The 15,752-nt window shown below is 67.7% G+C and carries 11 protein-coding genes, 1 pseudogene and 1 riboswitch; of the genes and pseudogenes, 4 read left to right on the plus strand and 8 right to left on the minus strand.

All coding sequences use genetic code 11. The features are described 5' to 3' along the window. Nucleotides 1–47 precede the first annotated feature (47 nt). Nucleotides 48–1,397, minus strand: a complete 1,350-nt coding sequence (gene argG / locus PKA16_RS00990; protein ID WP_324399495.1) for an argininosuccinate synthase — start codon at nucleotides 1,395–1,397, stop codon at nucleotides 48–50. 479 nt (nucleotides 1,398–1,876) lie between these two features. Next, nucleotides 1,877–4,597, minus strand: coding sequence for a methionine synthase (gene metH, locus PKA16_RS00995; protein WP_324399763.1), 2,721 nt, complete (start codon nucleotides 4,595–4,597; stop codon nucleotides 1,877–1,879). Between the two features lie 47 nt (nucleotides 4,598–4,644). Continuing rightward, nucleotides 4,645–4,736: riboswitch (S-adenosyl-L-homocysteine riboswitch) on the minus strand. A gap of 198 nt (nucleotides 4,737–4,934) precedes the next feature. On the opposite strand from metH, the gene PKA16_RS01000 reads away from it, so the two are divergent. Continuing rightward, the gene (locus tag PKA16_RS01000) at nucleotides 4,935–5,840 is read left to right on the plus strand and encodes a hypothetical protein (RefSeq protein ID WP_324399497.1); all 906 of its coding nucleotides are present in this window, start codon (nucleotides 4,935–4,937) and stop codon (nucleotides 5,838–5,840) included. A 283-nt stretch (nucleotides 5,841–6,123) separates the two neighbouring features. Here the strand turns inward: PKA16_RS01000 and PKA16_RS01005 are convergent, their stop codons facing one another. The 3 genes from PKA16_RS01005 to PKA16_RS01015 all read right to left on the minus strand — a co-directional run bounded on the left by PKA16_RS01005 (nucleotide 6,124) and on the right by PKA16_RS01015 (nucleotide 9,014). After that, nucleotides 6,124–7,326 (minus strand): threonine ammonia-lyase, encoded by a 1,203-nt coding sequence (locus tag PKA16_RS01005; protein WP_324399499.1) that lies wholly within the window; start codon nucleotides 7,324–7,326, stop codon nucleotides 6,124–6,126. A gap of 49 nt (nucleotides 7,327–7,375) precedes the next feature. Further along, entirely contained in the window at nucleotides 7,376–8,365 is a 990-nt protein-coding gene (gene sstT / locus PKA16_RS01010; protein ID WP_324399501.1) for a serine/threonine transporter SstT, read from the minus strand. Nucleotides 8,366–8,567: 202 nt separating this feature from the next. Beyond that, the gene (locus PKA16_RS01015) at nucleotides 8,568–9,014 is read right to left on the minus strand and encodes a PACE efflux transporter (protein WP_324399503.1); all 447 of its coding nucleotides are present in this window, start codon (nucleotides 9,012–9,014) and stop codon (nucleotides 8,568–8,570) included. 158 nt (nucleotides 9,015–9,172) lie between these two features. Here PKA16_RS01015 and PKA16_RS01020 point away from each other — a divergent pair, with 158 nt between their 5' ends. Continuing rightward, the gene (locus tag PKA16_RS01020; RefSeq protein WP_324399505.1) at nucleotides 9,173–10,426 is read left to right on the plus strand and encodes a phospholipase A; all 1,254 of its coding nucleotides are present in this window, start codon (nucleotides 9,173–9,175) and stop codon (nucleotides 10,424–10,426) included. Nucleotides 10,427–10,852: 426 nt separating this feature from the next. Further along, a complete protein-coding gene (locus PKA16_RS01025; protein ID WP_324399507.1) occupies nucleotides 10,853–11,731 on the plus strand; it encodes a DMT family transporter in 879 nt (292 codons plus the stop codon). 67 nt (nucleotides 11,732–11,798) lie between these two features. On the opposite strand, the pseudogene PKA16_RS01030 reads toward PKA16_RS01025, so the two are convergent. Next, a pseudogene (locus PKA16_RS01030) lies at nucleotides 11,799–11,960 on the minus strand (homocysteine S-methyltransferase family protein); the annotation flags it as partial. A gap of 266 nt (nucleotides 11,961–12,226) precedes the next feature. Here PKA16_RS01030 and PKA16_RS01035 point away from each other — a divergent pair. Then, nucleotides 12,227–13,948, plus strand: a complete 1,722-nt coding sequence (locus PKA16_RS01035) for a serine protease (RefSeq protein WP_324399509.1) — start codon at nucleotides 12,227–12,229, stop codon at nucleotides 13,946–13,948. Here PKA16_RS01035 and PKA16_RS01040 read toward each other — a convergent pair. Together PKA16_RS01040 and PKA16_RS01045 are read right to left on the minus strand one after the other, a co-directional pair. Continuing rightward, nucleotides 13,937–14,770, minus strand: a complete 834-nt coding sequence (locus tag PKA16_RS01040; protein ID WP_324399511.1) for a hypothetical protein — start codon at nucleotides 14,768–14,770, stop codon at nucleotides 13,937–13,939. The genes PKA16_RS01035 and PKA16_RS01040 overlap by 12 nt on opposite strands. Before the next feature lie 204 nt (nucleotides 14,771–14,974). Further along, the gene (locus tag PKA16_RS01045) at nucleotides 14,975–15,745 is read right to left on the minus strand and encodes a hypothetical protein (protein WP_324399513.1); all 771 of its coding nucleotides are present in this window, start codon (nucleotides 15,743–15,745) and stop codon (nucleotides 14,975–14,977) included. Nucleotides 15,746–15,752: the final 7 nt, after the last annotated feature.

Below are 15,752 nucleotides of genomic sequence, written 5' to 3' on the forward strand. Positions count from 1 at the left end.
TCGGGATTTGCCCGCAGGTCGTGGTAACGGATTGTTCGCGCCGACCCCTACCGCGCGTCGTCCGACGCGTGCCCGAGCTGCGGCAGCATGGAGCCGGTGCCGAGCTCGAGCAGGCCGCTGCGGGCGTACATCGCCAGCTTGCCACGCGTGTCGGTGATGTCCAGGTTGCGCATGGTGAGCTGGCCAATGCGGTCCAGCGGGCTGAAGGGCGCGTCCTCCACCTTTTCCATCGACAGGCGCTCGGGCGCGTAGGTCAGGTTGGGCGATTCGGTGTTCAGGATCAAGTAGTCGTTGCCGCGGCGCAGTTCCAGCGTGACCTCGCCCGTGACGGCGCGCGCCACCCAGCGCTGGCTGGATTCGCGCAGCATGATGGCCTGCGAGTCGAACCAGCGCCCCTGGTAGAGCAGGCGCCCGAGCTTCAGGCCGTTCATGCGGTACTGCTCGATCGTGTCCTCGTTGTGGATCCCGGTGACCAGCCGCTCGTAGGCGATGTGCAGCAGCGCCATGCCCGGGGCCTCGTAGATGCCGCGGCTCTTGGCCTCGATGATGCGGTTCTCGATCTGGTCGCTCATGCCCAGGCCGTGGCGCCCGCCGATGCGGTTGGCCTCCAGCATGAGTTCCACCGGGTCGGTGAATTCCTGGCCGTTCAGCGCGACCGGCTGGCCCTCGTCAAAGCGCACGCGCACTTCCTCGGGCCGGATCTCGACCTCGGGCTTCCAGAAGGCGACGCCCATGATCGGATTCACGATGCGGATGCTGCTGTCGAGAAACTCCAGGTCCTTTGCCTCGTGCGTCGCCCCCAGCATGTTGGAATCGGTCGAATAGGCCTTCTCGGTTGACATCTTGTAGTCAAAACCGGCGTTCTGCATGAATTCCGACATTTCCTTGCGGCCGCCCAGCTCGTCGATGAAACGCTGGTCGAGCCAGGGCTTGTAGATCTTCAGCGCGGGGTTCGCCAGAAGCCCGTAGCGGTAAAAGCGCTCGATGTCATTGCCCTTGAACGTGCTGCCATCACCCCAGATGTTGACGTCATCTTCCCGCATCGCGTTCACCAGCATGGTGCCGGTGACGGCTCGCCCGATGGGCGTGGTGTTGAAGTAGATGGCGCCGGCGGTCTGGATGTGGAAGGCGCCGCATTGCAGTGCCGCGATGCCCTCGTGTGCGAGCTGTGCGCGGCAGTCGACCAGGCGCGCGTGCTCGGCGCCGTACTCCAGCGCCTTGCGCGGGATGGCGTCGTAATCGTCCTCGTCCGGCTGGCCCAGGTTGGCGGTGTAGGCGTAGGGGATGGCGCCGCGCTGGCGCATCCAGAGCAGTGCGGCGCTGGTGTCCAGGCCGCCGGAAAAGGCGATGCCGACCTTCTGGCCGGCGGGAAGGGATTGCAGGATGGTGTTGGACATGCGGGTCGCGCAGGCGCGCATGGAAATGAAACGCCCTATTGTCGGTGCTTTTGTGCGCACGCCGGAGGGCGGTGCATGGCGTGGCCTTGGCGCGCACGGGGAACTGCCGGGCGCAACGGGCCCGAAAGCACGCGAAGTGCACGGGAGAAGCCCGGATGGCGGACAGCACGATCCGCGCAGGCGCGGGAATCCGGGACCGCCCTGGGTCTGGAGCGTGTCGTTCGCGCCGGCCTTGCACCCAGCCGCCGATGACCATCCGGTGCGCGCCCGGCGCTGGCGGAAGATGGGGTGCGTGGCAGGCGGCGCATGCCGCAGCCGCGCTTTCGCGCTCGCGCTCGCGTGCGCGAAGTGGACCCTCCGGGCGCGGAACGCCACGGGAGGCGGGGAGCACCCCGCGAACCGAATGCGCTTCTTCCATCGGCTTCACGTGCGCGTGACGCAGGCGGGGCGCCGCGTGGCGCGGGCTCGCCCCGATCGGCTCACAGGCTCAGGTTGGGCGCCAGCGCGCGCTGCACTTCGGCCAGGGCCACGCCGCTGCGCGTGGCCAGGTCCTGGGCCTGGCTGTCGTCGATCGCGCCAACGCGAAAGTAGGTGCTGTCCGGGTGGCTGAAGTAGAAGGCGCAGACGCTGGCGCCGGGCGACATGGCAAAGCTGTCGGTGACTTCCATGCCGATCTCGCGCGCGCCCAGCAGCTCGAACAGCGGCGCCTTGACGCGGTGGTCCGGGCAGGCGGGGTAGCCCGGCGCCGGGCGGATGCCCTGGTACTGCTCGGCGATCAGTTCCTCGCGCGTGAAGGCCTCGTGCGGCACGTAGCCCCACAGGTCGGTGCGCACGCGCTGGTGCAGCCATTCGGCGCAGGCTTCGGCCAGGCGGTCCGACAAGGCCTCGAGGATGATGGCGCTGTAATCGTCGTGCGCGGCGACGAAGGCGGCGATCCGCTCCTTCGCGCCGATGCCGGCGGTGCAGGCAAAGGCGCCGATGTAGTCGGCGCGCACGGGCGTCCCGTCCGCGCCGCGCGGGGCGATGAAGTCGGCCAGGCAGCGGCTCGGTCGGAGCTTCCCCTCGGCGTCTTCCTGCCTTTCGGTCTGCTGGCGCAGGCCATGCCAGGTCAGCACCACGTCGCGGCGCGCTTCGTCGGCGTAGAATTCGATGTCGTCGTCGCGCACGGTGTTGGCGGGCCAGAAGCCGACCACGGCGTTGGCGGTGAGCCAGCGCTGCTCGATGATGTCCTTGAGCATCTTCTGCGCGTCCTGGTACACCCGGGTCGCCGCCTCGCCCACCACGGGGTCGCTCAGGATCGCCGGGTAGTGGCCGGCCAGGTCCCAGGTCTGGAAGAAGGGGGTCCAGTCCATCACGCGCGCGAGCTCGGCCAGGTCGATGTGCTCGAACACCCGCCGGCCGATGAACTTCGGCACCGGCGGCGTGTAGTGCGTCCAGTCGATGCGCGTCTTGTTGGCGCGCGCCTGCGCCAGCGTCCACATCGGCTGCTTCTTCTTGCGCGCGTGCAGCTCGCGCAGGTGCGCGTAGTCGGCGCGCGTCTCGGCGATGAAGCTCTCGCGCTGTTCGCCCAGCAGGCTTTGCGCCACCGGCACGCTGCGCGAGGCGTCGGGCACGTAGATCACCGGGCCGTCGTACTTCGGTTCGATCTTCACGGCCGTGTGCACGCGGCTGGTAGTCGCGCCGCCGATCAGCAGCGGGATCTGCCGCTCGCGGAACCACGGATCCTTCTGCATCTCGCTGGCCACGTGCTGCATCTCTTCCAGGCTGGGCGTGATCAGGCCGCTCACGCCCACCGCGTCGGCGTCGATTTCCTTGGCCTTGGCCAGCAGCTCGTGCGCCGGCACCATCACGCCCATGTTGGTGACCTCGAAGTTGTTGCACTGCAGCACCACGGTGACGATGTTCTTGCCGATGTCGTGCACGTCGCCCTTGACGGTGCAGACCACCAGCTTGCCGCGCGACCGGACTTCGCCGCCCGCAGCCAGCAGCGCCGCCTTCTCGGCCTCGATGTAGGGCAGCAGGTGCGCCACGGCCTGCTTCATCACGCGCGCGCTCTTCACCACCTGCGGCAGGAACATCTTGCCGGCGCCGAACAGGTCGCCGACCACGTTCATGCCCTCCATCAGCGGCCCCTCGATCACGCCGAGCGGCCGGCCCCCCTGGGCGATGATCTGCCGGTAGGCCTCCTCGGTGTCCTCGACCACGAAGTCGGTGATGCCATGCACCAGCGCGTGCGTGATGCGCTCCTGCACGCTGCCGCCGCGCCACTCCAGCCGCTTGCTGTCGTCGCGTGCCGCGCCCCTGGCGTTCTCGGCGATCTCCAGCAGGCGCTCGGTGGCGTCGGCGCGGCGGTTCAGCACCACGTCCTCGACGCGCTCGCGCAACTCGGGGTCGAGTTCGTCGTAGACGCCGATCTGCCCGGCGTTGACGATCGCCATGTCCAGCCCGGCCCGGATCGCGTGGTACAGGAACACCGTGTGAATGGCCTCGCGCACCGGGTCGTTGCCACGGAAGCTGAACGACACGTTGCTGACCCCGCCCGACACCTTGGCGCCCGGCAGGTTGGCCTTGATCCAGCGCGTCGCCTCGATGAAGTCGACGCCGTAGTTCGCGTGCTCCTCGATGCCGGTGCCGATCGGGAAGATGTTGGGGTCGAAGATGATGTCCTCGGGCGGGAAGCCCACTTCGTCCACCAGGATGCGGTAGGCGCGCTGGCAGATTTCGATGCGCCGCTCGAAGGTGTCGCCCTGGCCCTTTTCATCGAACGCCATCACCACGGCGGCGGCGCCGTAGCGCTTGAGCAGGCGCGCGTGGTGCTTGAACTCCTCCTCGCCCTCCTTCATCGAGATCGAGTTGACGATGCCCTTGCCCTGCAGGCAGCGCAGCCCGGCCTCGATCACGCTCCACTTGGAACTGTCGATCATCACCGGCACGCGCGCGATGTCGGGCTCGCTGGCGATCAGCTTGAGGAAGGTGACCATCGCGGCTTCGCCGTCCAGCATCGCCTCGTCCATGTTGACGTCGATGATCTGGGCGCCGTTCTCGACCTGCTGGCGCGCCACGGCCAGTGCCTCGCCGTACTGGCCGGCCAGGATCAGGCGCTTGAACGCGGCCGAGCCAGTGACGTTGGTGCGCTCGCCGATGTTGACGAACAGCGACCCCTCGCCAATCGTCAGCGGCTCCAGGCCGGCAAGGCGCATCGGGGGAATGGCGGTGGCGGGACTCATGCTCTCACCTGGGTACAGGAATCAGGTGAGCGCCGTTGACCAATGTCTGGATGGAGCCCCAAGCCTGACGCGCTGGTCACCGCACCAGCCCGCTGCAACGCTCCTTGGGGAATGGCGGGGATTGTAGGTCGTCGCGGCAAAAGACGTGCGGCGTGACGCCCATGCGCAGCACGCCGGCCTGGGCTTGCCGCCCTGTCCAGCGCTGCACACAATGGCAGCCGGAACATGCGGCACGCAATTGCGAGCGGGATGCTGGCATGCGACATGCGCGCGGCCACACATTCCCGCAGGAAATCAGGGAGGGTTCAGGATGGAATGGCTCCAGACGCTTGATCCCGGCGCGCTGCTGCAAACCGTTGTCGCCTGGGTGCGCGGCTTCGACCACGATCTGTATGTCATTGTGCTGGCGGTCGCGATCATCATGGGAGCGGTGTTCGCGCTGATGGCCGCGGGTGCGTTCTGGATCTCCCGACCGCTGCGGCACCAGCAACCGGTGGCCATGGCGAACCTGACGCCCGGCTACCATCTGGTGCAGGGCAAGGCCCGGGGCCCCATGCTGGAGTCGCCGTTTACGGGTCGGCCTTGCGTATGGTGGCGGATCCGCATCTGGGAAGCCGGCATCGAGTTCACCGAGCGGCGTGACAGTGATGGCGAGCGGGAAGTCCGTCAGGAGGCAGTCTGGCGCGAGCAGCGCCATGAGGTATCCGATCAGCCCATCCAGTGCGCGGAGGGCCTGCTCTGCTGCTCCGTTCAGCCCACGGGAATCTCGCTGGTGGTGCCGAGCGAGGTACGCGAATGGGAAGGCCCGGGCCCCGAACCCCAGGAACGCAATCCACCGATGCGCCGCGGGGAGCTGCTGTCACGGCGCAGCAGCAAGGTCCGCAACTACAGCATCCGCAACGGTGAACTGCACTGCGAGAACCCTTACCGCTATGCAGAGGAGATCATCGTGCCGGGCAGCGACCTGTTCGTGCTGGGCCAGGTCGATCGGGCCGACGGGACGCCAGTCGCGGCGAGCGAGGTGACGGTGGCGCCGTGGCGCATTGGTCTCGCGCCCGGCGGTTCACTGCTGCGTCAGCCCTGCATGCTGTCGGTGCTGCCCCCCTCGCAGGTCGAGGGCACCTTCAGCCGGGCAGCGCGGGGGGCAGCAATCGTCGCCATGATTTTTCTGATGCTCGGCGCGTTCACGATCTGGGCGCGCCTGGGCGGCAGCTGAGCGACGTCTCCTCAGGCCGCGACGCTCCTGCGGGCCGGGCATGCCCAGGGCGGTGTTGTCGTGTGGTGCCAGGTACCGGATCCGGGGTCAAGGGCTCCGGGGGCGGTCAGGGGCCGCGCGATCGGCCGCCTGCCGAGCCTTGGGCGCCCGCCAGGCCTGGCCGTGCAGTTCGCTGCGCCCGCGCGGGTTCGCGTCCCGGGACTTGTCCCACTGGCCAGGCGCCTCCCGCGCCGCGCATCCCATCGTCGGGCAGGGCATGCGCCGTCACGGCGACAGCGTTGCCTCAAGTCACCTGCCGAACCTCCAGGCCCGCCGCGCGCAGCCTGTCCAGCAGCTCCTGCACGTGTTCGTGGCCGCGCGTCTGCAGCACCATTTCGATCTCGACATTCTGCGCGGCCAGCAGGGTGAAGGCGCGCTGGTGGTGCACTTCGTCGACGTTGGCGCCGGCCTCGGCCACCAGGGCGGTGATGCGGGCCAGCGAACCCGGCACGTCGCGCGCGCTGACGACGATGCGGATGAGCCGCCCCGAGCGCACCAGGCCGCGACCGATGATCTGCGCCAGCAGTTGCGGGTCGATGTTGCCGCCCGACAGCACCATGCCGACCTTGCGGCCCGCGAAGCTTTCCTTGTAGCGCATCAGGGCCGCCAGCGCTGCGGCACCGGCGCCCTCGGCGAGCGTCTTCTCGATTTCCAGCAGCAGCACGATGGCCTGCTCGATGTCGCCCTCGTCGACCAGCAGCAGCTCGTCCACGCGCGCGCGAATCACCTCGGTGCACAGCGGCCCCGGTGCGCCGACGGCGATGCCCTCGGCAATCGTGCTGCCGCCCTGTGGGTGATGCGTGCCCTGCACCGCGTTCACCATTGCGGGGAAGCGCCAGGTCTGCACGCCGACGACACGCAGCTCGGGCTTGAGGGCCTTGGCGGCCGTCGCGATGCCGGCGATCAGGCCGCCGCCGCCCACCGGCACCACCAGCGTGTCGAGATTCGGCTGCGCCGCCAGCATCTCCAGCGCCAGCGTGCCCTGCCCCGCCATGATGGCGGGATCGTTGTAGGGGTGGACGAACACCAGGTTGTCGCGTTCGGCCAGTGCGCGGGCATGGCTGGAGGCTGCCTCGAGCGAGTCACCGTGCAGGATCACGCGCGCGCCGAAGCCGCGCGTGCGCGCCACCTTCACGCCCGGCGTGAAGCTGGGCATGACGATGGTGGCGGGGATGCCGAGCCGCTCGGCGTGGTAGGCCACGCCCTGGGCATGGTTGCCGGCGCTCATGGCGATGACGCCGCGCCGGCGTTCGTCCGCCGACAGTTGCACCAGCTTGTTGAAGGCGCCGCGCTCCTTGAAGGAGGCGGTGAACTGCAGGTTCTCCATCTTCAGGAAGAGCTGCGTGCCGGTGAGCTGCGACAGCGTGCGCGATTCGACGCAGGGCGTGGTCAGGATCTGTCCCTGCAGGCGCTCGGCGGCGGCACGGATGTCGTTCAGTTCAAGCATGGCGCGATGATAGTGAGGCAGGCGTTTCCGCGCGCGGCCAGGGCCGGGGTCAGGCGCCCGCCACCTCGGCGGCCGGCAGGCGGCGCATGGCGTCGCAGGCGGCGGCGGTGAACAGCACGTCGGTGGACGAGTTGAGCGCGGTTTCGGTCGAGTCCTGCAACACGCCGATGATGAAGCCCACGCCCACTACCTTCATGGCCACGTCGTTGGAGGTGCCGAACAGGCTCGCCGCCAGCGGGATCAGCAGCAGCGAGCCGCCGGCCACGCCCGAGGCGCCGCAGGCCGCGATCGAGGCCATGACGCTCAGCAGGAAGGCGGTCGGCAGGTCGACCGGAATCTGCAGGGCCTGCACCGCCGCCATGGTGAGCACGGTGATGGTGGCCGCCGCGCCCGCCATGTTGATGGTGGCGCCCAGCGGGAACGAGACCGAATAGGTGTCCTCGCGCAGGCCCAGCCGCTCGCACAGCGCCAGGTTCACCGGGATGTTGGCGGCCGAGCTGCGCGTGAAGAAGGCGGTGATCCCGCTCTCGCGCGGGCAGGTGAACACCAGCGGGAACGGGTTGCGGCGCATGATGAGAAACACGATCAGCGGATTTACCACCAGCGCGACGAACACCATGCAGCCCAGCAGCACGGCGATCAGGCGCGCATGTTCGGCCAGCGCCGACAGGCCGGTGCTGGCGATGGTCGCCGCCATGAGCCCGAACAGGCCGAGCGGCGCGGTGCGGATCACCGCATGCACCAGCTTCACCAGTCCGTCGGCCCGCTCGCTCAGCACCGCGCGCGTGCCCGCGCTGGCCCGCCGCAGACACAGTCCCAGGCACACGCCCCAGACCAGGATGCCGATGTCATTGGCGTTCAGCGGCGCCGACGCCGGGTTGTCGGCCGCGCTCAGCAGCAGCTTGCGCAGCACCTCCCCGATGTGGCCCGGCGGCGCCAGCACCAGGCCCGCCAGCAGGCCGATGGCGATCTGCAGCACCAGGCTGCCGCGCAGGAGCCAGCCCGGCACGCCGCCCCTGGGCGCGTCGATCCGTCGCATGCCGCGCTCCTTGTCCGTCCGCCAGCCGGTCAAGCGTGGCGCGGGTCCGGCGGCCGGTTCGCCGCGTGCCCGCGGCGGTGCTCCCGGCATGAAGCCCTCGCGCTGCACTGCGCCCGGAGAAGGTCCTGGGACCGCCCGGCGGCCGCACCGTGCCGAGGGGGCGCGACTCCGCACGGCGGGTTCCGCCGCGGAGGGCTCCGCTTCACGCCGCAGCGGCGGGCAGGCCGAACAGGCGGTCGAACATCCAGGTGAAGACGTAGGTGTAGACGAGGAAGAACAGCAGCAGGCCCAGGTCCATCAGCAGGGCCTGCCACAGGCTCACGCCCAGCCACCAGGCAAAGAACGGCACCAGCCAAAGCAGCAGCCCGCCCTCGAAGCCGATCGCGTGCGCCACGCGCCGGGCCGGGCTGCGCCCACGCACGCGCTGGCGCGCCTCCCAGTGCTCGAACAGGGCGTTGAACACCAGGTTCCAGGCGACCGCAATGGCCGAACTTCCGGCGGCCAGGCCGCCCGCGCTGGTCGCAGCTTCGCCCGCGACCATCAGCACTGCGGTGACGAAGGCGATTGCCAGCAGCTCGTACAGCGTGACGTAGCACACGCGCCGCCACGGGCCCTGGAACGAGAACAGCAAGGGGGACGGGCTCGCCATGGTGCAGCACTGTAACCAAGCCTCGCGCTGCGTCGGCGTCGGACACATCCGGATGCAGGCCAGTGGTGGCAAGCCCCACAATTCCGTTCGTGTTCCTTGTCCGTCGGTTGCCGCACCCCACGCCGCCCAGCGGCGCCCGCCTGGTTCGCTCTCATCCCATGCATCCTCTCCGCCGTCCCCGCCTGATCTCCCTGGCCGCGCTCGGCCTCGTCGCCCTGCCGATCCTGTCCGCCGCCCAGGCGGCCGATCCGGCGCGCCGGATCGAGCGCGAGGTCGAATCCACCACCGCCTGGCAGGCCTGCATGGCGCAGCCCGACGCGACACGCCTGGCCTGCTTCGACGACTGGGCGCGCCAGCAACAGGCACTGATCAGCGCGATCGAGGAGAAGGCGCGCTCGGTGGAGAACTCGCCCACGCGCAACGAAGCGGCGAGCGCGCAGGCTGCCGCCGTGCGCGGCGAGGTGGCGCAGGCGCTGGCCACGGCGCAGCCCGAGCCCGAGCAAGGCGGCACGCTCTCGGGCTCGGCCGGCATCGTCGGCGTCGGCCTCGAGCAGGGTTGCCGCGACCGGCAGTTCTCCGAGCTGTCGCGCTTCTGGGAGCTGGAGTCGGGCTCGAGCTGCCCGACCTTCGGCCTGCGCGCTTTCCGCCCGACCACGGCGTCGGTGGCGTTTGCCGACCACGTCAACCGCATGCCGACCTCGCCCAATCCGGCCAACAGCGCCACCACGCCGATCGAGTATGGCCAGCGCGAGATGCGGCTGTCGCTCTCGGTGCGCACCAAGCTGGCCTCCGGCCTGCTGACGCCGGCGGGCGGCACGCTGCGCGACTCGCTCTGGGCCGCCTACACCCAGCAGTCGAACTGGCAGGTGTTCAACAGCGGGCTGTCGCGACCGTTTCGCAACACCGACCACCTGCCCGAGCTGATCTACATCTACCCGACCACGCTCAAGTTGCCGGGCGGCTGGCTCTGGCGCTTTTCGGGCCTGGGGCTGGCACACCAGTCGAACGGGCAGAGCGATCCGCTGTCGCGCAGCTGGAACCGCGCTTACCTGATGGCCGGCTTTGAGCACGGCGACCGCCTCGACCTGCAGCTGCGGCTGTGGCAGCGCCTGCATGAGCGTCGCGACAAGGACAACAATCCCGACATCACGCGCTACCTGGGTCGCGGCGACCTGACGCTGGGCTGGAACATCGACGCGCGCAACAATCTGCGCGTCACCTACAGCGGCCTCGGCGGGCGCCGCGGCTCGGGCCGGGTCGAATGGACGCGTTCGATCGGCGACGGCTGGGGCAACAGCTTCTCCAGCCTGCGCCTCTACACCGCCCTGTTCCATGGCTACGGCGACAGCCTGCTCGACTACAACTTCCGCAGCACGGTGTTCTCGGTCGGCCTGAGCCTGGGGGATTTCTGACTCGGCACCTTGAACCGGGCCGGTGTTCGAATCATGAAAGCTGGCGCCGGCTGACCGCCGGGCGCCGCCGGCATGACGACACCCGATCCGCGTCCGGCCTGGGCGCGTCGAGGGCGGCGCGGCCATCGGGCCGGGCAGTCGGGAGCGAAACGGCGCCGTGAGAGCAGGCGCCCCTGCTGGATCGCCCCGCCGCCGCGCAGCGCGCGCTGGCGCCGCGGCTGGCTTGTGCTGGCCCAGCGCGGCAAACCGAAGCCACCGGGTTTCGTTGCGCATCAGGTGACGAAATGACCTCGATCCCTCATCCGCCGCCAGGCGCGTCATCGAGGCGCAGCGCGGTCATTTCGTCATTCGAGCGCGCGTCCGCACGGGTGTCGGCCCCATCGCCGGCCCACGTGGCTTCGCCGGCCTTGCCGTAAGCTCGCGCCGATGACCACCGTGACCCGGCGCCAGCTCATCGGCCTGGTGCTGCTGACCCTGATGTGGGGCCTGAACTGGCCGATCATGAAGCTGGCGCTGCGCGAGCTCGAGCCGCTGCATTTTCGCGCCCTCACCATGGGGCTGGGCGCGCTGGCGCTGGCGCTGTGGTTCGGCGCGCTCGGCCTGCGCCTGTGGCCGCGCGGCGTTGCCGAGTGGCGCGACGTGCTGGTGCTTGGCCTGCCCAACATCCTGGGCTGGCACGCGCTGTCGATCGTCGGCGTGGCGCACCTGCCGGCCGGGCGCGCCGCCATCCTGGGCTTCACCATGCCGGTGTGGACGGTGCTGCTGTCGGTGCTGTTCTATCGCGAACGCCTCACCGGCCGCCTGCTGCTGGCGGTCTGCGCCGTGCTGCTGGGCATCACCCTGCTGCTGTGGAACGAGCTCGCGCAACTGGCCGGCCGGCCCGCCGGCATCGCCTGGATGCAGGGCGCCGCCTTCTGCTGGGCCCTGGGCACGATCTGGATGCGCCGCGCCCGCCTGACGCTGCCGGCCGAGACCCTGGTGATCTGGATGATGCTGTGGTCGGCGCTGGCGATCCAGGGCCTGGCCGTCTGGCTCGAGCCGCCGCAGGCCTGGTCGTTCAGCCTGCCGGTCTGGGCCAGCCTGGTCTGGTCGGTGCTGATCAACTACGGCGCGGCGCAGGTGATCTGGTTTGCCCTGGCACGCCAGTTGCCCGCATCGACCAGCGCCATGAGCGTGATGGCCGTGCCGCTGGTGGGCGTGCTGAGCGCGCCGCTGATCGTCGGCGAATGGCCGAGCTGGCAGGACCTTGCGGCCATGCTGAGCGTGGTGGTGGCGATCGGCGCGGTGCTGCTGCGGCGCGATTGAATACTATGAATTAGAGAGCTGTTGGCGCTTGTGCAGTGAGCGCCAGAGACCGATTTGACCTTTAATTTCAGGCCGCTTCGCGATAAAACCCCGCCGCCTTGACGCCCCGTGGCGCCAGCGGCGCCACGCTTTGCGCGATGGCGCCAATGTGCGCGGGCGTGGTGCTGCAGCAGCCGCCGACGAAGTTGACCAGGCCCTCGGCGGCGAACTTGTGCAGCAGGCGGCTGGTCCCCTATGGCCTGATCTCGGTCGACAAGGCGCAGCGCTGGCCGGCGCCGCTCCAGTCATCATTGACCCTCTGGTGTCCTGCCCGATGGCTGGCGAGGTGCGGACGCCCGAACCAGTCGAAATTGATTACGGGTGGGGCAGCGCGCCTACAGGTCAGCAAGGCCATTCCACTGTGTCAGCATGCTGGGTTCCGAGGTAACTTGCCGCGCTTGCCGAGCGATCACGGCACCCCTATCATGCGTCTCTGTCGGCGACTGGAAGTTCCTCATGCACTTGCGCGTTTTCCTGTTTGGGCTTGCGCTCGGTGTCCTGACCATGCAATCTGGTCTTGCGCAGAATCAGGGCGTCGATCCGGCGCGGCTGGTCGTAATGATTGAAGGGCGCACGCCGTCGGGAGCCGCCGTAAAGGGCGCGGGACTCGTCGTCGGCCGGCTGCGTACCGGCGAGCCGCTGGTCGTGACGGCGAAGCACGTGACACACACCGATACGGTTGGCGTCAACAAGCTCGAACTGCGGTTCTTCGATTCCCCCGATGTCTTGGCTCCTGGCCGTGTCTTGCCAAATAACTTCGGCAAGGATCTCGATCTTGCCGTCATTGCGGTAGACCCGCGACAGCCACATGATGAACTCGACCTCGCAACCAAAATTCCCGTCGGTCGCCTTGATGACCCCGTCAGACTCGAAGAGCGGGTGGCCTTGATCGGGCAGACTGCAGGTGGCAAGTGGAGCACGACGTCGCGCAACCAGATGGTCACCGCAGACCAGGGAAACAGCGTTCGCATCAACTCGCCCGAGGCGGGCCCAGGCGTATCCGGCGGCGTAGCTGTGGACGCCAGCGACCGCATCATCGGCATTGCACTGAACGATGATCGCTATGTGATCACGGTGCTGAAGCTGTCCGTCATCGCGACCCAGTTGCGCAGCGCGGGTTTGCCGTTTTCGATCACGCATGGCGAGACAAGGATTGCTTCACCGCAGGACTTCGAGGCCGGACTGCGGGCCGCGCTGAGGTCAAGAGATGATCAGGCCGTCACACGATTCGCGCCGGACAAATCGGCCGTGGCGATCGTCGGCATGCTCCTGGACGAGCCCGAGACGTTGAAGGCGTTTTCGTCGAATCTCCGAAGCGACGTCGCCCTGGCTTGGCTGGACAAACTGGTCGCGAGCGGTTTCGATCCGAACCGCTTGGTCACTGTTGACGGCCGTCAGCGCCCACTGCTGCGTGCCGCTATCGGCCAGAACAACAGCGCCCTTGCGGTGGCGCTGCTGAACGCGGGAGCGACGCCCTACATGTACGACGAGCTGTGGGGCCAAGAATTCAGCATGCCGTATTTTCTGTTCCCACTGGGGGCACTGAGTCGGATCTCGGTTTCCGAGGCAGAGAAAAAGGCGCTCGTGACGGGCATGGTGCGTGCAGGTCTCACCACGACGGAGCTCGTTCCTCCCGGCACCTACAAGGCCAGCGAGCAGATGCAGGAGGTGCACGAGATGCAGCGCGAGTTGGCGTCACGATTCGGGCTATCCATACCCAGCCAGAACGGCCTCGACAGAAGTGCCAGGGCGACGCCGTGCGCGCCCGTGCGCTCGACCGACTACGACTGGTGCAAGCTGATCGCCAACCTTCCCTCTCGACTCGTGATCAAATCGGCGGGGTGGTACATGCAGTTTCAGGAGGCCACGATCGTGAAGCCGCTAGCCGTGAACGACGATCATCTGTACGTGATGACGTTTTCCGTGGCAGGTGACAACGCCCCGACCGGCTACGGCCTGATGCGCGTCTCCAAGGATGCGGACGAACTGGTGTGGTACCGCTTCATGGGATCCGGCTTCGGTCTCGGCCACTGCGAGGAATTGCGTGGCGTTGCTAACTGGAAGCCGGACGGCGGTTATCGCCAATGCTGGCGGCGCCAGGTCATGCAGCGCGTTCCGTCGCGGGGCGTCTACACCGTGCAGGGCTACCGAAACGTAGAGTACGAATCAATCCGGTGAACGAGGGCGGGAGCCGAGTCCAGCGAGCACCCCGAACCAGGCCAGCGCCAGCCCGGTCATCGTTCCCAGTGTTGGTCCCAGCCAAGGTTGCGCCGCCAGTCCATCGAACAGGCTCGGATGAATGGATGAGACGGCAGCGCCGGACCCGAACTTCACGTCACGCGCGGTGCCAAAGATGCGCAGCGCGAGCGCATCACCGTCGATCTCTAGCGCCGTGAGTTCCGCGTCAAGCCCCTCAAAGCGCAGGAAATCTCCATGGCCGAGGGTCTGGGAGCCCACCGGCCGGTTCATGTAGATGAACTGAACAGTGCCCCCCTTGATGCGGCTAACCGCATAGGACGCATTCACGACAGGTACCTGGGCCGTCAGACCCACGCCGGCGATGCGTAGCGGAACCGTTGAATCCGCCATTAATTCTGGCTCAAAGAATCGATACTTCGGCACCCCAGAGGCGAATCCCGGACGGGTACCGACTGCATCCGCTGGACCAACGAGCACCATCGTCGACGGTTTATCCGGTGGCGCTTCGATCTCGAGATCCAGAAATTGCCTGCGCAACCGATCGGTGGAGAGTTGAATTTCAAGTCGTGATCGATCTGGCACGGCGAGTTCGGCGAGTTCCACGACATCGCCCGCAGGCGCATCGACCGCTTCGGTCACATGCTCCTCCTCGCCGGCGCTCGGAGAAAGCACGTCATTCGACGACGCCTTCTGCCTCGCCGACTGTTCCCACGACACCTTGCGCGCCAGCAGGCCGCGGATGCGGCCGGTGTCCCCATTGGCCCCGATACGGACCTCGAAGCCCGTCGTCCTGACGGTCATCGAGAACTGGACTCCAGGGCAGGGTACAAAGGCGGCCGAGGAAGCCAGAACAACCCCCACCCCCAGCAGCGCCACAATCTCGACGGCACGGCGAGAGTCGAGAAGAAAGCCAGGCGCCGGTGGCGCCGCTCCGCTGTAGCGGAGGCTGCGAAGCCGCTTGCGCAGGCGGCGCGGTGTGGGTGATGGCGATCGCACGCGCACGCCCTATCGGGCCGACGAAAGGAGCGTGGCGGCGACCGCGTCGACTTGTCCCAGGCCACGACCCCGCGCGGTAACCCGCAGCGTCAGCTGAGGTGCTTGAGCGAAAAAGTCAGCCAACGGAATCACCGCAGGCCTCCAAGCGGGCCAGTTGCGGTCCTGAAGCACGTCTTTGCTGAGCAGAACGGCGCCGTTCGAAGCCCTGATCTCGACGCGCATCATCGTCAGATCTTCGGTCGCTTGCAGCGTGATGAAAGGTTGATCGGGACGACTACCGCCAGGGATCGAAAACGACACCGGAGCGAGGACGGGCTCCATGGTTTCGCAACGTTCCAGGCAGACTCGCGCCGCGATCTCGTCCGGTTCAAGCTTGATTGCCGGATGGTTCACCAGATCGAAGGCGTAGTAGTAGTCCTTCTCCGGCAGATTCTTGTCGAAACGGTAGTACTGTCGGCGCCGAAGTGACTCGATGGTCAACCTCTTCAGCCCCGGTGCTTCGACATGAATGCCGATCCCATTGGCATTTGTGCTTTGAATCCTGTTGGCCTGAAAGCCGATGATGCGAAGTCCCGTCGTCGCGACCGGTTGCCGGTACAGACCATCACAATGATCGCCGCGATCACGATAGGCCAGGGCCATCGGGTGCTCAATCGGCTGCAATCGTGTGTCGCATTCTGCGGCGCCAACGATGCCCGGCATCGTGCACGACAAGGACAACAACAAGATGCCCGTGAATCGCGGTGGTGTCTTGCGAAATCGGCAGTAGATTTGTCTCATGATGCAG

The organism is Ottowia sp. (assembly GCF_035325765.1).
In the GTDB taxonomy this organism is placed as follows: Bacteria; Pseudomonadota; Gammaproteobacteria; order Burkholderiales; family Burkholderiaceae_C; genus Ottowia.